The following is a 23,571-nucleotide window of genomic DNA, read 5'->3' on the forward strand; positions in this document are numbered from 1 at the left end:
AGCAAGTTTGCAAACTTGCTTCACTTAAATAGTTTATGGTTTAAAGTTTATGGTTTATTATTATTAAATTTTTTATAATGAAAAGATTCATGGATTTCCGTGAATCTTAAACCTTAAACTATAAACTGTAAACTACTGAAGTGCAGCTTGCGAAACTTCAGTAAAAATATAAATGTGTGAGTCAACTTTATAATTTGGGAAATATTATAAGCATTAAATGGCAAATTAAGTTTAGGAATTATCCATATCTCTAAATAAGAGATACTTATTTAAATGCAAATTTATAAATAATATTTGAAAATCACAGTTTTCTGATAATAAAAAATCAAATAAAAATACATTTGCAAGTCGTTTTAGATTAACTTGTTTAGCAAATGTAAAAATATCAGATATGTATATGAGTGATTTTTAGGTATATATAAATTATCCAGATCTCTTATTTAGAGAATCAATTAAATCACTGTTTAGAATGTATAAATTATGTCTTAACACAAGGGATGAATTGCTTATAATAAATTTGGAAAAAATTGCTTATTTTCAAGCAAATGGCAATTATACTCATCTAAAATATATGGACGGAGAAACTCATCTGATAACTCTTGGAATTTCTAAGATCGAGGAATTGATACGCATGACTTGGCCAAAGGAAAGACTATCTCCTTTTATTCGATTGGGAAGAAGTTTGATTATAAATCAAACATTCTTGTCAGAGATAAGCGTGCTCAAACAGAAACTAATTCTTTCTGATTGTGGCGTACATTCTTATTCTTTAAATGTGCCGAAACCACTTCTAAAAGATTATAAGGAAAGGATAAATGAATTTTACTTGAATAAGAAAAAAACATAATGATATGGCTTCTGAAGTAATTATTGGCAGGTATGTCGGATCTCCCGTTAAAATCCCTTCTGATAGGGATGCTGTTAGTGGACAGCATGTAAAGATATCCATTTTAGATAATGGCAGATGGAAACTGGAGGATTTGAAATCTTCAAATGGTACATTTGTCAGGGATGAAAATGGTGAATTTCATAGAGTCTTTGCCAAACAAATTCAAGAGTCTGATATAATCCGACTTGGGAATGGGGGTGCAAATAGCTTTGTGTTTGCGGCTCATCGTGCATTTGCTCAGGATGATTCGTATGTCTATGAATTTAAGCAACTTCGTAAACTTCTAAAGCATCAGAAGGATAAAGAGATGAAACAAGAGAAGAAAATTGAGATAACCGGATGGATATCGAAACTATCCGGATTGGCAGTGATTGGACTATGTGCTGTAATAGGATCAATTAAGGGTATTAATATAGATCCCAATACGAGGTATATATTGATTGCAAGTGCTCCTGTTGTAGTCGGGCTTATATTTAGTGGAGACACCAAACGATTAAAGGATTTACGGAAGAAAAAAGAGCGTATTCTTCTGTGTCCTAAGTGTGGTCGCCCGATATCTGAATTTGATATTGAACTTGGACAGTGTTCACGATGTAAGGCTAAATAATTATATTAAGTATGAAAGAAATAGTATTATCCCTTTTATTCATGATTATTTCCTTGGGGAATGTAGAAGCCAGAACTTTCGTTTTAGCAACGGGGGTATCCAATTATGGTAACGAGGATATTAATCTAAATCAGACCACCAAGGATGCAAAACGTTTTAAGGAGGTTATGGAGACTCAAACAAAGGATATAACATTGCTCACCAGTAAGAATGTGACGCGTGAAAATGTGCTTGAAAAACTCAGAGCTATATGCAATCGAGCAGAAAAAGGGGATCGTGTGATATTCTTTTTTAGCGGACATGGAATGCCTGGTGCAATCTGCGGTTATGATAAAGCAATCTCATACGATGACTTGATTTCAATCTTATCAGGTTCTGAGGCAAGTGAAAAGATTTGCTTTATAGATGCGTGTTATGCCGGTTCCATGGCAAAAAATGCGACAGACGACGGTTGGAAGAAAACCGTAAAGGGTGCCAAGGGTCAGATTTTCTTTGTTTCCTGTCGGTCGGATGAGTATTCCGTTGAAAGTCCTTTTATAGGTGCCGGTTTCTTTACGCAAGCTTTACTGAAAGGTCTAAGGGGGAAAGCTGATAAGGATAATAACAGGCAGATAACGGTTATTGAACTTTTCAAATATATGTATGGAGATGTGTTAAGACGCAGCAAGGGGGAACAGCATCCTCAGCTGATAGCACCCTCCAGCCTGCATGACATCGTAATAAGTAAATGGTAAGGTTGATGTTTTTAGAATCGTCAATTCGTACACGAACCCGCAAGGTTCACACGATATATTTTGAAAAATTTGTTTTGGTATGAATCATACTGTTAACTTTGTGTCACTAAACAAATAGACATTATGAGTGTAACAACCACAATTAATCCGCCGGCAAAAGGTAATTCCGGTGAAAGCAAGAAAAAATTTGCTACCTATGCGACAACGTCTGCCGCAGCTGTCATGACGGGGGTGGCAAGTTCGAAAATAATATCAGAATTTGGAGGGGATAATGGCGAAAATGAAGATACGGGGATTGAACAAACTAATTCCCAAAGCGAAAATTGTGGCGCGTCAGTACAAGATGTGTCAGGTGCCGGAAACGCCGATGTCACTTCATCATCCTGCTCTTCCGTATCTTCCGGTATATCGTCAGCTCATCCTTCCTCTTCCGGTATGGAAGTTATACCTGAAGAAGAACCTATCACATCACAGCAAAACGGGAATAGTGTTTCGGAGGTAATGGAAATTGACCCGGCTGTTCCTGTAGAGAATGAAATTGCAGAATCTCCCGTCTCTGGAAAAGAAACATTAGATTCTGATGAAGTAGCAGATGCAATTATTGCTGAAGACCGGATTGATCCCGACGATATAGATATGAATGATGTGATAAATTTTAGTGAGATAAATAGAGTATATACTGTGGAGGGGGAAAGTTATACGACAGCGGCTTTTCAGGATGTCGCTGGAAATCGGCTCGTGATGGTCGATGTTGATGGCGATGATGTCTTTGATCTCGTTACAGATTATAATGGAAATGTGATGGGCGAAGTCTCTGATGTGATCACTGTCGATGATGTGGAACTTGCTATAACAGGAGATGACAAATATCTCGCACATAACGGGCATGAAATTACAGATGAATTTGGAGCGGATACCATTGTTCAAGACATTATCTACTGATTTATGGGAACGGTAGATTATATTGTATTCAATTGCCTTAATCCGGAGTGTAGGAAGAAGATAAGACTTTCACGCCCTGCATTATCAGGCGTTTATGGCGTGAGATGTCCTTATTGTGGTGCGGATAAACAGCTGCGTCTCAAAGGGATGGACGTTTTGACATCGTCTGATTCTCCTACGCAGTCTTCAGAACCTTTACAATCAGCCGCACCTTCCCCGACTCCGGTTGTCGCCGATAATTCTTCACTTCCGGTCATAGAACTTCATGATGATTTCATAGTGGGGATCACATATAAGATAACATGTCCTCACTGCAAGAAGATGGAATTTGGATTTGTGACCGAAAAACCCGGACATCGTGCTATCCCATGTCCATCCTGTAAGGGAAAATGTGGTGTTGATGTGAGGAAAAATACGGAGGAGATAATAATTACAGAACAACTTCAGATGTTCAAAGGGAAACTCATATTGTTGCGCAGAGGATGGTTGAATAAGGAATTTCCTCTTCAGGATGGGAAGAATGTGATTGGAAGGTATGATGAGGTGGAAAAGTCAGACATCGCTATTAGAAATGATTCAAGCATATCGCGCCGGTCAGTAGAGATAGAGGTCAAAAGGACAGACAGGGGTTACTCATTCAAACTGAATGTACTTAAAGCTACAAATCCGGTTCTACATAACAATAATCCGCTACTGGAGGGAGAATCGGTTTCCTTGAATTTCGGAGACGGTATCATAATGGGACAGACCAGATTCAGATTTGACAAAGATGTAAGATGAAGATTCAATTAAAACAACCATATTCATTCTGTCAGATAGGAAAGCGTGCGAATCAGGAGGATGCGCGTTTCCCAGACAGTGATGTCCCTTGTGGGTCAGACCGTTTTTTTGTAGTTTGCGACGGTGTTGGGGGACAGGATAAAGGGGAGGTGGCAAGCCGCACGGTGGCCGACGCTATAGGTGACTGTATGTCTGGGATTGATTTGTCGGATATCTTTACCTATGAGGACTTCCGTAAGGTGCTCGACCATGCCTTCTCATCGCTGTCTAAACAGATTTCCAAGGAGACGCAGGCAATGGCGACGACAATGACATTCGTTTGCTTTCATGCGGGAGGTGTATTCTGTGCCCACATGGGCGATAGCCGGATTTATCATATACGGCCCGGGGTCGGCATCCTGTATCAGAGTGAGGATCACTCGTTGGTCAACGAGTTGGTGCATTCCGGCAATCTGACACCGGAGGAAGCCATTGGTCATTCGAGAAGCAATGTCATTACGCGGTGTATCAGACACGTTGAGAAAGGACTGGAGAGACCTGCCGCCACTACGTTACAGATTGAGGATGTGGAAGAGGGGGATTATTTTTTCCTTTGTACTGACGGTGTCCTGAATATGATTGATGACGGGGAATTGTTTTCACTTTTGTCATCAGATGAAAGCGATAAGGATAAGATCCGGCTTATCGCAGATAAAAGTTTCGGAAGTCCCGACAACAATACGGCATATCTCATAGGGATAGGGCGCGTTGAGGATACAGCCTCGCGTGGTAGCGTTTCTTATAAGAAGGATTACGATGTGAATGTGGTGGATACGGCTCCTCTCGGCAGTTTAAATATGACTGCGATAGAGGTTATCCCGTCTGTCGAGACTACTGGACAAAAAATCATAAGATTCTTTAAAGATCTGTTCAGCTGATATGGGCGACGCGAAGAAGATATCCGGAGCATTGTCTGAGGGGACAGTCGTCGTTTCCTCCACGGCTCGGTATGTTGTATCAAGAGTTCTTGGAGCCGGTGGCTTCGGTATTACATATAAGGTCATACGGCAGTCTGACGGTCTTATCTTCGCGTTGAAGGAGTATTTCCCGGATAAACTCTGTGAACGCGGGGATGGCGACACTATGTCGTATCTGAAAACAAACGCACAGACCATGGAAACCGGGCTGCATGACTTCATAACTGAGGCAAGGAGATTGAACCGGGAGAATATCTCTCACCCCAATATTGTGTCAGTCGGGGAAGTGTTCAGAACCAACAACACGGCGTATTATGCTATGGAGTATATTGATGGGTGCAACCTCCGTCAATATGTTAAGAATAATGGAGGAAAGCCTCTCACGGTGGAAGAAGCATTGAGTGTGATGCGTCCGGTTTTGCAGGCGGTCTCAGTGATTCATGGGCACATGCTGACGCATCTTGACATCAAGCATGAGAACATAATCCTCACGGTGGAGGATAACGATTCCTTGCGTCCTGTTCTCATAGACTTCGGACAGTCTAAGCATTATGATAAGAAAGGGAACGCAACCTCCCAACTGACTAACGCGGGATGCAGTGAGGGATTTTCTCCTCCGGAGCAATATCTGGGACTGTATGAATTTACTCCACAGGCAGATGTGTATGCCCTCTGTGCGACGCTGCTGTATCTGCTGACAGGGAAACAGCCCGTAAAATCCTCTGAGATTTCGGCAACAGTGATAACCGGGATGCTCGGGGAAGATATCCCCGCCCATATAGTGAATGCTATCATATCAGGGATGCGCAAGGATAAGGTGGATCGTACATCCTCGGTTGAGCTCCTTGCGAAAAATCTTGGCGTTGATATTTCTTCAGAAAATCACGAGGGTAACGTGACGCGTCTGTTGGCTCGTCATAAGCGTGGTAAGAAGTTTGTTTTTCATAGAATCTCAAAATATTCCCTGACCGCAATTTTAGTGGCAGGAGGAATTGCTTTGACAGTGGGATTGGTCTGGCTTGCAAATCGTCAGAGCCGTACACAGGAGGAATTGTTGACATTGGCTATAGAGACAAATAACTGTGCGGAATTATTGAGATTCGCCAATAAGGATTCAGTAAGAGCATTCTTACCATACGCAAGATGTATGGTTGACAGTTTGAATTATGAAGAGGCATCCAAATTTGCGATAAAGGCATTGGCGTGTCCGGGGGATTCAATAGAAGCTACTCTGCTTATTGAAAAAATCAATGGTTTGAAAGAGACTAAGCAGCCTGCAGATAATCATAACACAGATAATGGTGTGTCCGATATTATTCCAGAGACTGAGGATGGAGTTCTCGATGCCATTCATCGGAATAATTTTGGAGAATTACGTCGATTTGCGGAAGATGGAGAGGTACGTACATTCTATCCTTTGGCTAAACTATATTTTAAGAGAGAGGATTATGAGAAAGCAAGATATTGGGCGGACAAAGCAATAAATGCGAAGACCGATGTTGAGGTTTCCCGGAATCTTATTCATGAAATAAATAAGAAAGATAGAGAGAGGATTGTTTCAACCGGACATACTCCCGCACCATCGCCAGATAATTCTCAACCTTATAACGAAGACAATTCCAAAAGTCAAGCGTCAAGATTGGAGGAAGCCATAAAGGATCCGTTTAAAGGGGCTGGTATGTTGCTCAAACTTGCGGTACATGAAAATTATATACCTGCATATTATCATTATGCCCGTCAGCAACTTAAGTCAGGAGATATTTCCGGTGCACGTGAATATTTAAAAATGAGCATTGAATCGGGGGTTAACGTAAAGCAATGTCAGGAGTTGCTTGAAGTTCTTGATGAGTAAAATTGACTATAAAAACAAGTGGAACCTATGAATAATAATGTAATAAAGAAAATAATTTTAATAATAATTTTTACTTTTGGCAATACTTCCATATTTGGTCAGTATGCTGACCGATATTTCGAAGAAGGAGAAAGAGCGTATGAAGAAGAAAGGTATTCAGATGCATTGAAGGCATTTAAAATGGGTGCTGACCTCGGCGACAAATATTGTTGTGGTAAACTTGCAGGAATGTATCTTTTTGGAATAGGTGTGCCGGTTGATTATGTTGCCGCTCGTAAGTGGGGTCAAAAAGGGTATGAATTAGGCAATTCATTTTCGGCAGGTATTATGGGTTATTCCTATCTGATGGAATTTGGGATAGAGAGTGAAGAAATGCTGGAGAAGGCTTTGCCATATTTTGTTTTTTCATATAATGCAGTAGAGGTAGATGAGGAAAATGCTGGTATATACGGTAATATAGGCATACTTATAGCGTCTACATACATGACAAAAGGAGAAATAACCGAATCTATTGAATGGATTGAAAGGATAATGACGGATTATCCGGATTACATACCCGTTATCGGCTGGGCATCATATCTATATTTAGGACTGGAAGAATACGATAAGGCAGTGGAATTAGCGACCAAGGCGGATATGGAAGGTAACCTTCAGGGTACTTTTGTATTAGGTTACTGTATGGCTTATGGTAAAGGCATACTTAAAAATGAGTTAGGCGGTTTTAAAAAAATACGTAAGGCTGCTTTGACCGGTGCTATTGACGGTGCCGCATATACTCTGGCGGAATGCTATTATAACGGAGTGGGTACAGAAATCGATAAGCAGAAAGCAAAAGAATGGTATCAGAAAGCAGCGGAAGCGGGCGATAAGAATGCACGTGAGCAATTGGAACTTTTATTTTGAAAATATATGGAATGATCAAAGTTTGAGAATAAATTATGAGGATAAATTTTCGTGTTATATACTTCATGGTATTTTCAGTTATTTCAATTGTCTCCTTTGCGGAAAAGATGCCGTTTCCGATAAGTGTGTTTAAGAAGGCCAATAAAGGAGATATTGCGGCACAGGTGTCGATGGGGTGGTTCTTTATGAAAAACGGAGATGAAGATGATGCTTTGAAATGGTGGATGAGAGCGGCAGAAGTTGGGAATGTCGAGGCATGTCTTAATCTGGGGGATTTTTACATGGTACGGAAAGATATGAAGGCAAAATATTGGTATGAAAAAGCGGTAGAGCTTGGAAGTGCGAAGGCATCGAGGGGATTAGCGGTATATTATCAAGATATGGAACATAATACCGAGGAGTCTCTCCGATGGATGACAGATGCCGCAAATAAAGATGACACTGAATCTCAATTTATATTGGGAAACTGGTATAGGCATGATGAACCGTTAATTGCTATCTCGTGGTATGAAAAGGCCATTGAGAAAGGTGATGTCAGAGCGATGCATAGACTTGCTGATACTTATTACCAAATCAAGGATTATGAACATGCTTTCTATTGGTATAAAGAAGCGGCTGAGAAGGGAGATATTGAATGTCAGAGTCATGTCGGCTATATGTATACTTACGGAAAAGGTGTGGATATAAATCATAAGAAGGCCGGATATTGGATTAGACGGGCGGCCGAGAGTGGTTATAGTGTGGCTCAATTTAATCTTGGTCTCTTTTATTCGCGAGGTTCAATAGGATTGGAAAAAGATGAAAGAAAAGCGTTTGATTGGTTTAAGCTGGCCGCGCAGCAAGGACATTCTGGTGCGCAATATAATGTAGGGGTCTATTATTTTAAGCAGAATCAATCTGAAGAGGCTCGCAAATGGTTTCAACTGGCTGCGGAAAATGGAAGTGAGGATGCCATATCAATATTGAAACGTCTCTAAGGGAACTGATGAAGAAAGAGATCTGTCCAATACATATTGATGAGCGAAATATTGGTGGGCGGCTGACTTCTTGACAAATATTCATACAAGAACCGATGAGGTTCGTACAAGATATTTTGAAAAGTTTGATATCTTGGAAGTAGAGTGATAACTTCGTGGCAGAAACAACTTAATAACAAATATAATGGATACCCAAAGACTTAATGCCACTCCTGAAAACGGAGAATCGGGCAGTGAATCAAAGATGTGTGCCAAAGCGAAGAAAATTGTCGGTAAAACGGCATGTTTTGCCGGTACCGCAGGTCTTGGTGTTGTCGGAACGATGGCGGTACAGGCAATCAATATTACGGAAGATTCTGATACAGCTATCGGAGATGTGACAAGCACATCGCCGACTTTTTCCGGTGGAGACATCGGGGAGGTGGTTGAGACTACTGTTACTGATTTTGACCCGAATGACATCATGATAGTGGATGTGGAGGAAGTGCCTGTTGCTAATGTTGCCGAAATTCAGACAAATGATACGGCGCAAGGTACACACCATTCAACCCTTGCCTCATCCATTGAACCCCAGCCGATAACTGCGGAAAACAGGGAGAATCCCGAATCGGTGGATAACCTGATTGCGAACATAGATACACCGGATGAGATTGACCCCACTATTGAGATTGATTGCGTAGAGATAGATGGAAAGGAAATATATGTCGGTCCTGACGATTGTGAAGAATTGGTTGATTATTCCGAAGAATTGTTTTGGTCAGGAGATGATGATCTTGCAGTAGGAGATGATTTGTCAGTACCTGATGTATTGGATGATATATTGAATATTTAAATTTAGAAAGTATGCGTAAACGATTATATGTCTTAGGAATTGCGATATCATTGGCTTTCTGTTTGATTGATGTCTATGCACAGCAGACAATTGAGGAAGCAACAGATAGTATCAAGAACATAATGGCTCTTGCCAAGAAGGGAGATGCCGTCGCTCAAAATGAAGTGGGGGGATGGTATTATCGCGGACGTCACGTTAGGCAGAATTATGAGGAGGCGTTGCAATGGTGGTCAAAGTCTGCTAAACAAGGGAATGTAGAGGCAATCGGCAATATGGGTTTGTGTTATCAGACAGGTCATGGCGTAGGTGCTGATTCTCTCCGTGCTGTCAAGCTTTATCAGCGTTCGATAAAAGATGGAAATAAGGCTCTTTTTAATCAAAATGTGAATCTTGCCGAAAAGGGAAATGTCTTCAGCAATATGCTTATTGCTTCATGTTTTCAAAATGGTTTTGGCGTAGCAAAAGATCTGGATAAGGCAGAGCAGTATCTTACAAATGCAGCTAATAGGAATTGTGTCACAGCACAACGTGATCTTGGCTTGTTATTACTTAATGGTAAAAGATCAAGAGAAGCTTTCCAATGGTTTAAGAAGGGAGCTTCCAGTGGGGATATTTCAAGCACGTTCTATTATGGCAAGATGCTTGTTGAGGGTCTTGGTGTTAAGGCAGCTAAGAAAGAAGGTGCAAATTACCTTTTAAAGACGGCTGAAGCAGGTTTCCCTCAGGCAATGTACTATATCGGCAATTGCTATATGGATGGAGAAGGTCTGACAAGAAATGCAGAGCAAGCAATAAAGTGGTATAAGTCAGCTGCCGGAAAAGGTGTGCCGAATGCTCAGTGGAAATTAGCGCAATGCTATCGTGAGGGTATTGGTACGGATATAAATTTTGATCAGGCATTATATTGGTATGCGGAATCTTTACAGAAAGGCTATTCCAGAGCATTCCGACAACTTATTGTGGATTCCATTTCAGGTTCTCCTTTTGTCGCTTATTTAAAGGGAGTCAAGGCATATACAAATAAAGATTTTGAAACAGCCTTAAAAGAATTTAAGATAGTGGAGAAGGCTAAGATTGCCGATGGTAAAGTGATGGAGGCCGCTGTAATTGCAAATCCGAATTATGCGAAACATAATATTAAGAAAGGGATAAAGCTGCTTGATGATGTATCAAAAACTAATGCTCTGGCTATGTATTTGCTTGGTGCGTTGTATGAGGCAGGGAAAGGAGTCAATAAAGATATGAAAGTAGCAGTGGCCTACATGACTAAGGCTGCGGATATGGGTTATGGTGCAGCAGAGTGCGCTTTGGCCGATATGTATTTTGAGGGGCGTGGAGTTGAGCAGAGTTATCAAAAGGCTGTGGCTTTATATGAAAAGGCAAATGCTCAGGGCCAATTGAATGAGAATGCGGCCAAACGTTATGCATCTTGTTATGAAAACGGTTGGGGTGGTCTTGAGAAAGATTCTGTTAAAGCGGAAGAGATATTGAAGACCGATTGCAAAAACCATGTAAGCGAGATTTTGAAATTGGTATAATAATAGAATATGGGTCTCTTACAAATAAATTTATCATATAGCCATAAATAAATTTAGATTATGAATTTTATAACAATTATCTTGTCATTATATATAACAATATCGATTTCTGCACCAAGATATTTGTCCGAAGAATTCATTGAAAAAATGAATAATAGGATTAAAGTGCATGAACGTAATAATAAATTTGCGGCAACAGTAGTTTCATTGCAAAATTTAACTCCAAGACAAGCTTTCGAGAAAGGTATTCTGGCATACAATAATAAAAACTATGTAGAAGCACTTCCGCTGTTAAAGAAAGCAGTGCAGGGAGGAATATCGGAGGCTTATGAACCTCTGATCCATATGTATGCTCACGGTGATTATGATGGTAGTGGTAAGGGTAATTATTCTGAAGCGTTAAGATGGACGGCTATGGCAATAAATACATTTTTTAATATGGAAGAAGGTGCCGGTCGAAAACAGTTGTATGCGGTGGTAATGTCTAACTATGGTCCCTTGTGTTTCCTTGTCGGAGACTATAAGGAGGCGATTGATCACATGGCAGAAGGTCTTAAAAACGGAAGGTTCCCTAAGGATTCATTTTTAATGAATGTAGTTGCAGCCAGCTATTATAAGTTAGGGAATGTCAGGAATGCAAAAGAGTTCTTAAAAATGGCGACCGAAACGAATTCTAAGAATGACTATGACTCACATGTAACTAATGCTATCCTTTCAAAAATTTATTTTGATAAACAAGATTATACTAATGCTTTGATATTATCGGAAGATGCAGCGAAGACGGGTAAGGTTCCATTGGCAGCTTATGTATATGGGGCATCATTGATAAAAACAAACAATCATCCAAATATTGGTAAGCAATGGGTGCAGGCCGCCGCTCAGTATAATTATTCAGGAATTATTGAGATCAACTGTTTTGAAAATGAGATAAAACAATATTGGTATACAATTAGGGATATTTCGTATTGATATCGGTTGCATGTTATACCTCCCCCGTCGCATCATATTGTGTGGCGGGGGAGTTTTTTTGATTTCAGCGGATGCCGCGTTTGTTGAGGGCTGCCTGGTAGCGGCGGGCGTTGGCGAGGTGCTCCTGATATGTGGAGGCGAAGTTATGGCGTCCGGAGAAGTCCTCTTTCGCGCACATGTAGATGTGGTCGGAGGGTTGCGAGTTGAGGATTTGGTCGATTGTGGCTACGCTGGTAGTGCGTATCGGACCGGGAGGAAGTCCGGTGTTGAGATACGTGTTGTAAGGTGAGCGTGTCTTCAGATGTCCGCTTAGTATGCGGCGTAATGCGAAGTTGCCTATGGCGTATTTCACGGTGGGATCCGCCTGTAGTTTTATACCCTTCTTGTAGCGGTTGATGTATAGACGTCCGATCTCATCCTTCTCGTCGAGTTTATTAGTCTCCTCATCGACGATTGATGCTATTGTCATCACTTCGGCGGGGGATAACCCTAATTCCTTCGCCTTTGCCGTGCGCTCCTCATTCCATATTTTCTTATAGTTGTCGCCTATCTTGGAGATGAATGCCTCGGGGGATGCTGTCCAGTAAAACTCGTAGGAGTCTTCAAGGAACAGGGATAGTGCCTGCTCTTTCGTGAGTCCGTATTCGGAGAGCAACTTCTCATCGTTGAGAGTCTTCAGGAGTTGGTCGGATGTGAAGTCGAGTTTTGCCGCCACTTTCTTTGCAAGATTCTCCTTGGTGCGGAAATGGTTGATTGTGACGGTGAGTGGTTGCTGTGCTCCATGTGAGAGCCTGTGCTCCGCTTGTAGGGGCGACATGCCTTGCTCAATGAGATACGCGCCGTGACGCTCTCCGAAATCAGAACCTCTCAGCTTTGCCACTCTCATCACTTTCTCGGCATAGTCATCGTCAAGATATTTAGAGATAGAGTCTTGCACCATCTCTCTGGTGGCATGGTGGGGAATCTTTATCAGAGCGTCTTTTGCTGCCTTCTCAATGAGTAGTGGCAGACACATCAGTATGACCGCCACGACCACGGAAAGAATTATGAATATCGTGGCTATCCTTATCGATCTCTTCTTGTTTTGCGGCTTGGGTATATCGTTTCCCGGAACCGGCGGTACATTTTCCGAGGTTTGCAGAATATTTTCCTGAGTTGGTGGTATATTTTCCTGAGCCGGTGTTGTGTCCCCTTGAGCGGGGATGTGGTCTTTTTCGGGGACAGGAGGTGTGTTTTCTTCCATAATTCTGGGGATATATACAGATAAATCACGTGGCTCTCTTCACAGATGAAGCGTGCCACGTGTCAGATTTTTAGTATGAAAAGAGTGGTCAACCCGTCATTGCAGTAGGGGATATGTCGATGATTGAATTTGCTGCGTTAGCCGCCGGAGAATTTCGGTCGTTGCGAATCCCCATCGAAGGGTTGATTGCGGAGAAGATGTGCCTTATTTCTTGGCTTTTATCTTCTCGAGCTGAGGCTCGAGAGCGTCAAGAGCAAGATCAACAGCCTCTTCGAAAGTGTCGGCTGTCTTGGATGCGAATAGATCCGCACTGCCGGGGATATGGAGCTTGATACCGGCTTCTTTGTTCATAGCGGTCTCAGGTTTTACGAGAGTCAGAGTGACGTCTACATCGTTGATAGCCTCAAAACGGCGTGTGATCTTATCAATCTTTTTGTTGACGAAAGCAACAAGTTTCTCTGAGATGTCGAAATGAATCGCTTTAATCTTTACGTCCATAACTTTAATTTTTATGGTTATTGTTTCGTTATGCCGTGAAAAGACGGCATAGGGTGTTGGATTTTCGAGACCGGAGAGTGAGTTCTTCGTTTACAAAGATAAACAATAAAACTGAATGAAAGGATTATTTTGGGATAAAAATTTTGAAAAATTTTTCCGACCGTTGATTTTGTGTATAATTATTCGATTATAATGGTATATTTCAACGGAAGCCTATCCTTGGGCTTCCGTTGAAAGTGGTTTGCGGCATTTGGATGTCGGCATAGCGTATGGTTGACAGATCTTCGGGCGAGGGGGAATTGATTGCGGCGAGTCGTTCCGCCATGGCAGGAAGTATCTCAAGTTGTACGATATTCATGACATATCTTGCATTCCCGAAATTCTTGTCGCGCCTGGCGAAATCACGGTTAATCCTTAGCTGAAGCTGCTTCTCGGCTTCCTCTTCAATGGAGAATTTCATCTTATTGAAATATCTTTTTGCAATCTCCATCAGTTCATCGGCAGAGAAATCATGGAAATGGAAATGGTTTGTCTCCGGTATCCTTGATTTCAGACCGGGATTCAGTTCCAGCATTTTCAGCATTGGCTCGGTATATCCTGCCAATACGAGCATCCAGTCGCGTCTGCTTTCGTCGGCGAGGGCGGTCATGAGCGATTCCAACACGAATTTGCCGGGATCCTTAGGATCGGAAGGCTGGTGAAGCTGGTATGCCTCATCGATGAAAAGGATTCCACCCTGTGCCTCGTCGATAGCCTTGATGATATTCTCACCCTCGGAGGAGTAGAATTGCCCGATTAGGTTGGCGCGTTCGCGGAATACGACGTGCCCTTTCGAGAGTACGCCTGCCTTTTGAAGCAATTTACCGAGATGCTTCACGATGGTGGTCTTGCCGGTGCCGGGTGATCCTATGAATAATGAGTGGAGGGAGATTGGAAGGACGGGGAGTCCGAGTTCAAGACGACGTTGGTTGAACTGCATCAGACGGGAATATGACTTCAGCTTCTCTTTCACTTCCGTTATGCCGACCATATCATCGATGATCTGCTGGTCTTCATCGATTGGAGCAGGCTCCTGCTCCAACTCTGATTCCGCTTCGGTCTCCGCTTCTGACTTTGAATCCGCTTCCGACTCCGGCTCTGATTCAGGCTCAGGCTCGGCAGGATTGTAATCTATAGCCTCGTTATCGTCGCTCTCGTCAATATTGTCAGTATTGTCAGTATTATCGGTAATGTCAATATTGTCAGTAATGTCAATATCGTCAGAATTGACATTATCGTCAGAATCGTCAGAATCGTCGGAATTGTCGGATTCGGAGAGCTGTGATGATATGAATTCCTGAAGAAGGCGTTCGAATTCGTCGATCTCCTCAGATTCAGTTGCATCTATTTCAAGATCCTCATACATGCGCATGGTGAATGCGCCTATAAGACGGTTGGTCTTTGTGTTGCGTATGGTGAGCCGAAGCACCTGTTGGTCTTCAAGATCGAGGTAATCAATCGGGAATGCCACGGTATATGATTTAGATATTTCTCCTTTAGGTATGTAGACGTTGATGTCCTTTGTGCCGAGTATCTGTCGATGTAGTTTATCTTCAAGGGAAATCGTAATACTTTTGCGTGTACCTTTTTCAATGTGCTTATTGTTGATTGCGGTGAAGATGGCTGCAATCTGCCGTATGTTGCGTGAGAAGCAGAAATAGTGAGAGTTGTTGTAGAGCCGATTGTCATCGGCGTTAGTTCCGTTTTCTACTGTTTTTACGAGGATGTTTTTGATGCTGATATTGTTTGTTTTCATATTTTTACTGTTTTTAGATTTTTATGTTTTTTGATTTGCACCGATTGCCGGTAGGCGTTTTGAGAAGAGATAAAAGGATGAATGATTGGCGGGTTTCCAACTTACCTCATGCCAGGCGAAACCCCTCAGCTGGGCATAAGGCGGGTGGCAGGATATGGCACTGACCGATACCCCAAGCCACCTTGTCGCAATACGTCAAGGTGCAGTCCGTCATGACAGGATAAGGGTGCGCACAAAGCACAGCAATCCCATGACTGTCGTGACAGAATTTAAAAACAATAAAAAGTGGTGTGAAAAAAAGAATCCACATCGCACTTCTCCTTAAGGTAAGGAGACACCATTACCACGTCACTCCAAAAGCGTGACCGGTAAATAATGTATTTGTGCTAAATGTGGTGATGTAGTCATATCAAATAATGCTACAAAGTTTAGGATGTACAAGGACATCCTATAAAACAGTAAAAATGTATGATTCGTCACCCGTCAACCGACTTTCGCAACGAATACGTCCGCAAAGTTAATACGTCAATTCCCGAAATGCAAATTTTTTCGCAAAAAAATGAAAATTATTTCAAAATAAAGTAGCGGCACGGTAGTCTCAATGTTGAGATTGCCGTGCCGCTGTCTTATAGGCGTTGTGCGGTTGGACTGCCGCCTGCCGGTTGGTTATCGGATCGCTATCTTATGATAGGTGTGTTCACCGATCCCTTTTACTGTCACGATAAATACACCGTTGCCAAGCGGAGAGATCTTTATGCCGGCTTCCGTGACGTTGGCGGCATGAAGAAGCTTATGCCCATCGAGGTCGTAGATTTCCACAAGCTCGATATCCTCCGGAGAAATACCGGTGATGAAGAGGCGGTCTCCCTCAACTTTTATCCGGATCTTCCCTTCGTAGGAAACTTCCCCGACACCACTCTCCGGATTTATCGCTATGGCGTATGGTCGGTGGATACTGCCCGGTACGTTTCCGTCAAGAGAGATGACGGCTGAGTTGGAGTAGCTTGTCGTCTCATTGCTATCGGTGATGCGGAATGTGATTTCGTCACCGGCGTTCCCGTAGACGTTCATCATGATAAGACCGTTGACCACGCGTCCTGTGCCTCTGCATTCGGTTCCGCAGAATGCGTTCACGATATAGTTCTCGTTGTCAAGATCTGCACCTTCGAGATTCGTGACTTTTGCAACAAGCGGCATTATGTCGGGATATTTGCGGATGTCGACTGCCACGGTGCCTCTTGTGGATATTCCAGCCGCACTCTTGGCAGAGGCATCGGATATGATGGATGAATTGTAGATCACGTTCTTTGCGGATACGGAATGATACATGTAGCCGAGTCCCGGCGACATGGTGGTGAGGGTGCCGACCCATTTCTCTCCGTCAAATTGTGCGAACCCATTCTGTCCGACCACGATGTCGAGTGTTTCCACATCCGTGGGAGCAAATGCCTCGTCGGGAGTCATTGTCTGCTCAACAGGGAATCCGAGCCAGTTCCATCCGTTGCTTACGGCAATAGGCGTAGCCGGGTTCCATGCCACATCGTTGAGTCGTATGCGGGATGTCGCTCCGGTGGTCTCCACCTTATAGCTCTCGGCAGCGGAGAGGGAAGAGAGATTTCCGGTCAATTCTTTGTCGGCATCGCGTACAATCTCCTTATCCTTGCCTTTGATACGGATCACGTTCTCTTCTGCCGCGACAGTGGTTGACTCTACAGGAGTCTCGAGAGTATGGGAAATCCAGTTCCATCCCTCTTCAAGAGCCAGTTCCATGTCTGTTTTCTTGAGGGTATAATTGAATTCCACGGTCTCGGAAACGTCGTTGCCGTTTGAGCCTATCATTGTCATGGCGAGTATCTTGGTATCTGCATCGATTACGATAGGCACGGTGTACTTGCGTCGTGTGCCGTTCTCATCACACGGGCAAGAGCCGTCGGTGGTAAAGTAGATCACGCCGTTCTTGGAATCGGTGGTGAGTTCTATCTTTGAGCCACGATATACGGCAGTGCCGCTTGCGCGGGAGGCTTTCGGAGCCTCGGCTGTGATAATCTCGGTCACAACGTCGAGTGTGCATTCACCGGTGGCGGTTACATCATCGATAGTGAATGTCAATTGTGCACGACCTGGAAGTTCGCCCTTCACGATTATGGTAGCCTTACCCTCTTCGTCGATTGTCGCCTCAGTCTTGTCGACAGATGCGATGAGGTCGGAAGAATTGGCGATATGCAGGGTTCTGCCTACGGCTGCGTCATACGGAAGGGCGTATATTGTCACTTCCTTCTCTCCGCCATAAAGCACCTTCACATTGTCGGCAACAATCTCCTGCACCTCTTTCTCCACGTCGAGAGTCTGTGAATAGGTCTCGGTCATAGGTGCTCCTGCGTAAGAGAGTACGTTGCGGCTTACAGTCAGACGTATCTCTCCGGTAGTGACGCTCAATGGCTGTTCGGGCACGAAGCGTATGCGAGAGGCATAACGCAGGGCATTGGCATCCTCCTCGGAGGCGTATTCATCAGCAAGTGTTGCGTTGATGAAGCTGATTTCGCCGTTAAGTTTCTCACCGTTGGCGGTGACGTAGATGTTGCCGGAATGGAGTGTGGTCATATCCATGTATTTGCTGAACTGCACTTCCACACCATCCTCGTATGCACGTGCCTCAGTCACTTCGGGCTGAGTGCTTTGAATGATTCCGATGTTGACTTCAAGCTGTGGAGGAGGTACGGGGAGCCATTCGCTGTAGGCAGTGGCGTAACCCTCTTTCTCGAACTTGACTTGCCACAGACCCTGCGGCACGTCCCACTGGTACATACCGTTCTCGTCAGTGAATAACGGGTTCTTCTGCGCATATTCCTCGGCATCCCAAAGGATTACCTCGTCATACGGGTCTCCATACATATCTTCTTTCGTTTCCTTATAGTAGATAGTGGCCTGCACGCCCTCAACTCGGTTTGCCGGCACCGCTTCATAAACGAATCCCGACGGGTCATGGTTTATTGTCAAAGGATCGAAAGGCGGAGTGGTTGGAGTATAGCCTCCATAGTATGGACTATTGGGAAAGGATCCGTCATAGTAGGGATTCCCTGGATACCCATAGGGGAAAGGATCATTGGGACAACTTTTTGAAATTCTTGCCTTTCTTGTTATCTCAGCTATATGTTGGGTATTCGTCCTGACATAATTGTTTTCCCAATGTGTGAGACCAATAGAAATGCCTGCTGAAGCCAAATTTAAAAGCAATGACATCCCTGCAGTTTCTGGAGCTAAAACTGCACCGGTAATGCCCAACCCTGTTGTGCCGATATCCCCAATTGCTTTTCCACTATCTCTTAAAAGAACCCACAATCTGTATTCTTTAGCTTTGTTGATTAGTGATTCAATATCACTACCATTGCATAAAGATTGGATGGAATTAATTATGTAGGTCCATTCGTCGTATCTCCCATAACCAGTTGTTATGTCTTTTCCTATACCATAACCTCCAACGAAAGCACTTGCTCCACTGATTACATTACTTGCAATCTTGGCGTTCTTTAAGTTAGTCAAATTTTTTTCAACTGTTTTACCTAAAGCTTCAGCTTCTTTTTGAACTACTGGATTTTTAGAGCCAGCTATTGCTGCGAGCTGATCGAAATTTGCGTTAAAATATCTAGTCTGAACGGAAATTGCTAATGTCGCAGTTAAATCAGCTGCTGTTAAAGCTCCATCAGCACTTTGTGCCCATTGGATATAGGCATTTTGTCTTTCTTCCGAGGCGGCTTCAAAGAAATCTTTAACTGATTCTGGAGATTCGGGATTAAGAGGCTGTGAAAAATTAGTATCACAACTCCAAGAATCACCTATAGAATTTGTGACTGAGAAGGATCCAGATTCGTTATTATTTATTAAAGATTCAAAGTCAAAATCTCCTGGAATAATTTGAATATCTGTTGTAGTATCCTTGTGAGAACAGATGGTGTTGGTATACTTACCTTCAGGCAATGAGAGTGGTGAATTATAAGGAGAACCTAAATTTTCATAATAAGGATCTAATTTTGGATCTTTATCCTCTGGTCTGTCTCCAAATAAAATAACCTTGCCTCCACTATAATTTGGATCTTTCAAATTATCTAAATCTTTCTCTCCAATTATATTTCCATCGTCAGATGTTGGAATCGGACAATAGTAATTGGTAACTTTTTTTCTTATTACAGAGATAATATTTATTATATCATCTTTTGGTATAGAGTCAGATTTTATGTCATTTAGAGTCTGTGTAATGGCTTCTTTAAACTCTTTAAATTTTTCATTTTCTTTAGTGATATTATCTTCTTGTGTTGATGCGATTAATTGAGCTTCAGATGATTCATACGAATAATCTCCTACTGCGGTATAGTTCACACTTAAATTTATAATTCCGTTGAATGGAGTAAAGTTTACGTTGGTAAACCAGATTGATTTATCATTATCATACGAGCAATCGATGACTTTGATGGATCCATCTTCTCCATAGATATTGAGATATACTTCTTGAATAATATCTGGATTATTATTGGAAAAATTAAGTATAAACAGAACGTTAGACGGCGTATAGTACCAAGAATGAGAAGTAGATCTATTTTCAAAATCAAAAACAACCTCAGGAGATGTATTCATTCGTATCGTTTTAATAGTTGGATAGTTTTTGATATATTTAACTGTCCTTGTTTTGGTAAGTAATACGTTTTTTTCAGTTGTTATTTTTGCAAATATATTATAATCGGTCATATTAAATGGCCGGTTTATATTACAAGATGCTTCCCATCTGCCATTAGATTTGGTTTTTGTATTACCAATAATGTCAAGTCCAGAATAAATGGTAACGATAGAATTTATTGGAGCTATCCCGCAAACATTAAAATCAGAAGATTGGATTATTTCAGGAATAGAAATCTCAAGATCCTTGATTTCGGAGATGGCGGAGCCGATTGGCTGCGTCACGGTCTTGCCGTTGCAGTCGAAGGCGATGGAGGCGGAGGCATTGAATGTGCCGCCTGCCGTCGGGATGACGCAGAAGCGTACCTGACTCTCGTATTTGTCGCCCAACTGGATGGTCAGTCGTTTGCCGTCGAGAGTGTAGGGGAGTAGGTTCGGTCCCTGTATCACTGACTGCTCTACGAAGTCGCAGGCATCGGGGAGATCCACGATGAGCGCGACGTTCTTGACCGCATCCTTATAGGCATTCTTGAAGTCGATTGCCGAACGGAGGGTAAGGTAATTGCCTGTAGTGATGCTGCTCTTGTTGGATGAGAAGTTGGTGGCGGAGCCGGTGTAGTAGAAGAGGCTTTCGTCAAATGCCGGTATCTCACGGTTGTTAACTTCCGTCAGTTTGCCGCTTTCAACCGTTACCTCATTCTTCACGAAATCCTTCCCTTCCGTCAGTCCAACCTCTGCAAGATTCGCAAGACGGAGGATAGAGCTCATCAGGTCGGACTGACCCATGGTGATGAGCGCATAGTCACCGTCGTCAAGTCCTGTGAAGATGGCATTCGCCTCGGAGTAGTTCCCCTTCTTCTGCAGCTCACCTTTCGAATTATAGAGCATGGCGATGACGGCAGGATTTTCGGTCATCTCAAAGGATGCTTTTATCCCACCTTTACCCACGATGTCGAAAGTGACTTCTGCACGTTGCTTGTCGTTGACGGTGACAGTTTCTGTAATCGGCTTGAACGCACCCGTCTTTGACGTGGCTGTCAACTGAAGTTCATCTCCACTGTTGATATTCTCATCGAGCACGGCGAGCATCGGATACTGGAGCGACACGTCGTTATGCTGACGGTTCTGTGTGGTATTGAATACGCTGACAATCACGTTCTGATAATCCGGATAATAATTCTCAATCTCCTCTTCACCGGCGGCATGATACGTGAATCCGTAGGTGATGCGTGCGCCCACGATGGATCGCAACGTCACGCTGCCCATGTCGAGTGAGGTGGCATCCGGAGCGAATGATGCGATCGTGTCGTTGAGGTTGACACATTCCGATGCAGAGTAGGTTATGCGAGTCTCCGGCACGTCAAGCACCGTCAGTTCCCATTTACCGTCACGTCCGGTCTTGGTAGTGTAGGATTTGGAGAATCTGCCATTTATCATCTGGCTGACCGATACGGAAGCATCCTTCAGAGGTGCCTCATCGCCGTCGAGAATCAAGCCGGATAAAGCTATGTCGCGTATCGCTTGCAGAGGTATCTCACAGGTGGCATTACTTCCGTTTACGGAAAATTCCGTATCTTTCGGTGCGGTATAGACGACGCCGAGTTTGTTGTCGAGCGTCACTCGGCAGATCAGCGTAAGGTCTTCCGGAATATCGCTGACGGATACTCCCTTGCGGAGATAGGTCAAGCCTTCCGACTGTGGGCGCAACCATTCCACGGTCACACTGTCGGTCACGTCGCTTCCATCGGGAGCTGTCACCTTTGCTGTGACGGTATGGAGTGTTTTTAGCGTGTCGAATGTCACCTCCACGTCATCTTCGGGGATAACAATCCCTTCGATACTTCCGATCTCGAATCCTGTCTGCGAGATGAGATAGACGTTGTATTCCTCATCTTTCAGAAGACCGTTGAACGTGTAGAGCATACGGTCAGACACAATGTATCTCTGACGCACTCCCGATTTGAGATTGACTATCTCAAGAGTATAGTTCTTATATCTACCATCGGCTGCCACTTCCGGGAGATTGACCTGAAGCACATGGGCATCTGATGTGATTGGAAGAATCGTGAAATCTTTCCAATAATCTGCGTTAGAGTATAATTCTATAGCGGAAGCGGGCACGTATATAGTGCAGTTATCCTTGTTACTAAATTCGGAGAATGTGTTAGGATCGCATTTTGGCGGTTCCTGTGCGTAGATTGTCAGTGCAGTCAGATTTGGACATTCTCTGAAAAGATAGTAACCTAATTTGGAGATAGTGGAGGGGAGAATTATGTTAGAGACCGACAGATTAGAGAAAGCATAATTTGGAATCTCATCGGTACCACCTGTACGTGCCAGGTCGATTGTGGCGGCATTTGAGAAATAATTTATACTGTTGATATCGTAAGAGTTGATTTCACCCTTTACAATCAAATTTGCCACCTTTGACAGATTGCCATATCCTGTAAGATTGCTTATGACATCATAGAGATAGCCGGGATAGAAATCATCCAGAATAGCCTCGCCTGAAGTCTCATCCCAATAATTGGCATTGGGGTTGGATGGTGGTGCCGGGTCAAATTCGAAAATGCCGTATAGTGTGACGTTCTCATTCGGCACGGTATAATATATGTTTGGTTCCGTAGCAACGGGATTGCCGTCTGCATCTTCCCAGCGGATGAAGCGATAGCCGGAATTGGGGTATGCGTTTATCCATATCTCGCTTCCTGCCGTGGCGGTGTTGACATTGTTGCTGAAATAACCTGCACCTTCCGGACGGCATTCAAGGGAGACGTTGTATTTCGTGGCTATTGAATCCGGATCAGCAGGGAGGTCTGGATTGTAGTCATAGTTGGCGGTCAGCGTGACATCGTTGGCCGGCATCGTGTAGCGGAAAGATGATGACTCTGAAACGATATTGCCATTCTGATCCTGCCAGTTGATGAAACGGAATCCTGTGTTGTTATAGGCTCTAAGATTGACCGATGCGCCAGCTGCATATCTCCCGTCGTAGAGGTTGAGCGATCCGGCACCCTCCGGATTTATCACTGTCTGAAGCAGATAATAGGTGGTGGTGTCGGGCATTGCCGGGTCGGCGGGCACGTCGGGGTCATATTCATATTTAGCCACCACGTTTGCATCGTGTGCGGGCATGGTGTAGTTGAAGTTGGATTTCTCGGAAATTCTCTCCTCGTTCTCATACCAACCGAGAAATCGGAACCCGGTGTTGGCATACGTGCGGAGATATACGGAGCTTCCCTCTTCGAAGTCTCCGCTGCTCGTGTTCAGCGATCCTCCACCCTCCGGTGTCACTACCACATTCAGATGGAATGTGGCGGCGACACTCTGTTGCGAGAGACTGAAGATGGCTACGAGCAATAAGCATAGTAACCTGTTCATAGAATTA

The 23,571-nt window shown here is 43.4% G+C and carries 17 protein-coding genes; 13 read left to right on the forward strand and 4 right to left on the reverse strand.

The annotated features are described in order from the left end of the window. Positions 1-469 precede the first annotated feature (469 nt). The 12 genes from E5331_RS20955 (at position 470) to E5331_RS06705 (ending at position 11,979) form a co-directional block, all read left to right on the forward strand. The gene (locus tag E5331_RS20955) at positions 470-847 is read left to right on the forward strand and encodes a LytTR family transcriptional regulator DNA-binding domain-containing protein (protein ID WP_123484729.1); all 378 of its coding nucleotides are present in this window, start codon (positions 470-472) and stop codon (positions 845-847) included. A gap of 4 nt (positions 848-851) precedes the next feature. Next, entirely contained in the window at positions 852-1,496 is a 645-nt protein-coding gene (locus E5331_RS06655; RefSeq protein WP_123484730.1) for an FHA domain-containing protein, read from the forward strand. Between the two features lie 11 nt (positions 1,497-1,507). Then, entirely contained in the window at positions 1,508-2,230 is a 723-nt protein-coding gene (locus E5331_RS06660; RefSeq protein WP_123484731.1) for a caspase family protein, read from the forward strand. 123 nt (positions 2,231-2,353) lie between these two features. Then, on the forward strand, positions 2,354-3,172 hold the full coding sequence (locus tag E5331_RS06665; protein WP_123484732.1) for a hypothetical protein: 819 nt from the start codon (positions 2,354-2,356) through the stop codon (positions 3,170-3,172). Positions 3,173-3,175: 3 nt separating this feature from the next. After that, positions 3,176-3,952, forward strand: a complete 777-nt coding sequence (locus E5331_RS06670; protein ID WP_123484733.1) for an FHA domain-containing protein — start codon at positions 3,176-3,178, stop codon at positions 3,950-3,952. Then, positions 3,949-4,869: a PP2C family protein-serine/threonine phosphatase gene (locus tag E5331_RS06675; RefSeq protein ID WP_123484734.1), complete on the forward strand. Its 921-nt coding sequence runs from the start codon at positions 3,949-3,951 to the stop codon at positions 4,867-4,869. The genes E5331_RS06670 and E5331_RS06675 overlap by 4 nt, the downstream gene beginning before the upstream one ends. A gap of 1 nt (position 4,870) precedes the next feature. Then, a complete protein-coding gene (locus E5331_RS06680) occupies positions 4,871-6,760 on the forward strand; it encodes a serine/threonine-protein kinase (RefSeq protein WP_135984148.1) in 1,890 nt (629 codons plus the stop codon). A gap of 27 nt (positions 6,761-6,787) precedes the next feature. Then, positions 6,788-7,663, forward strand: coding sequence for a tetratricopeptide repeat protein (locus E5331_RS06685; RefSeq protein ID WP_135984150.1), 876 nt, complete (start codon positions 6,788-6,790; stop codon positions 7,661-7,663). A 35-nt stretch (positions 7,664-7,698) separates the two neighbouring features. Next, complete coding sequence (locus tag E5331_RS06690; protein ID WP_123483584.1) at positions 7,699-8,640, forward strand: tetratricopeptide repeat protein; 942 nt, start codon at positions 7,699-7,701, stop codon at positions 8,638-8,640. A 184-nt stretch (positions 8,641-8,824) separates the two neighbouring features. Further along, entirely contained in the window at positions 8,825-9,472 is a 648-nt protein-coding gene (locus E5331_RS06695) for a hypothetical protein (protein WP_123483583.1), read from the forward strand. Positions 9,473-9,483: 11 nt separating this feature from the next. Then, complete coding sequence (locus E5331_RS06700) at positions 9,484-11,010, forward strand: tetratricopeptide repeat protein (RefSeq protein WP_123483582.1); 1,527 nt, start codon at positions 9,484-9,486, stop codon at positions 11,008-11,010. 60 nt (positions 11,011-11,070) lie between these two features. After that, positions 11,071-11,979 carry a tetratricopeptide repeat protein gene (locus tag E5331_RS06705; protein WP_123483581.1) on the forward strand — a complete coding sequence of 303 codons (909 nt, stop codon included), beginning with the start codon at positions 11,071-11,073 and terminating at the stop codon, positions 11,977-11,979. Positions 11,980-12,043: 64 nt separating this feature from the next. Here the strand turns inward: E5331_RS06705 and mltG are convergent, their stop codons facing one another. The 3 genes from mltG to E5331_RS06720 form a co-directional block, all read right to left on the reverse strand. Beyond that, positions 12,044-13,222: an endolytic transglycosylase MltG gene (mltG, locus tag E5331_RS06710; protein WP_123483580.1), complete on the reverse strand. Its 1,179-nt coding sequence runs from the start codon at positions 13,220-13,222 to the stop codon at positions 12,044-12,046. Between the two features lie 204 nt (positions 13,223-13,426). After that, positions 13,427-13,720 (reverse strand): ribosome hibernation-promoting factor, HPF/YfiA family, encoded by a 294-nt coding sequence (hpf, locus tag E5331_RS06715; protein ID WP_123483579.1) that lies wholly within the window; start codon positions 13,718-13,720, stop codon positions 13,427-13,429. Between the two features lie 202 nt (positions 13,721-13,922). Further along, positions 13,923-15,515 carry an AAA family ATPase gene (locus E5331_RS06720; protein ID WP_123483578.1) on the reverse strand — a complete coding sequence of 531 codons (1,593 nt, stop codon included), beginning with the start codon at positions 15,513-15,515 and terminating at the stop codon, positions 13,923-13,925. Positions 15,516-15,669: 154 nt separating this feature from the next. Here E5331_RS06720 and E5331_RS20315 point away from each other — a divergent pair, with 154 nt between their 5' ends. Beyond that, entirely contained in the window at positions 15,670-15,840 is a 171-nt protein-coding gene (locus tag E5331_RS20315; protein WP_168355165.1) for a hypothetical protein, read from the forward strand. A 341-nt stretch (positions 15,841-16,181) separates the two neighbouring features. On the opposite strand, the gene E5331_RS06725 is transcribed toward E5331_RS20315, so the two are convergent. Then, complete coding sequence (locus E5331_RS06725; RefSeq protein WP_135984152.1) at positions 16,182-23,564, reverse strand: InlB B-repeat-containing protein; 7,383 nt, start codon at positions 23,562-23,564, stop codon at positions 16,182-16,184. Positions 23,565-23,571 lie beyond the last annotated feature (7 nt).

The organism is Lepagella muris, assembly GCF_004793975.1.
Classification (GTDB): domain Bacteria; phylum Bacteroidota; class Bacteroidia; order Bacteroidales; family Muribaculaceae; genus Lepagella; species Lepagella muris.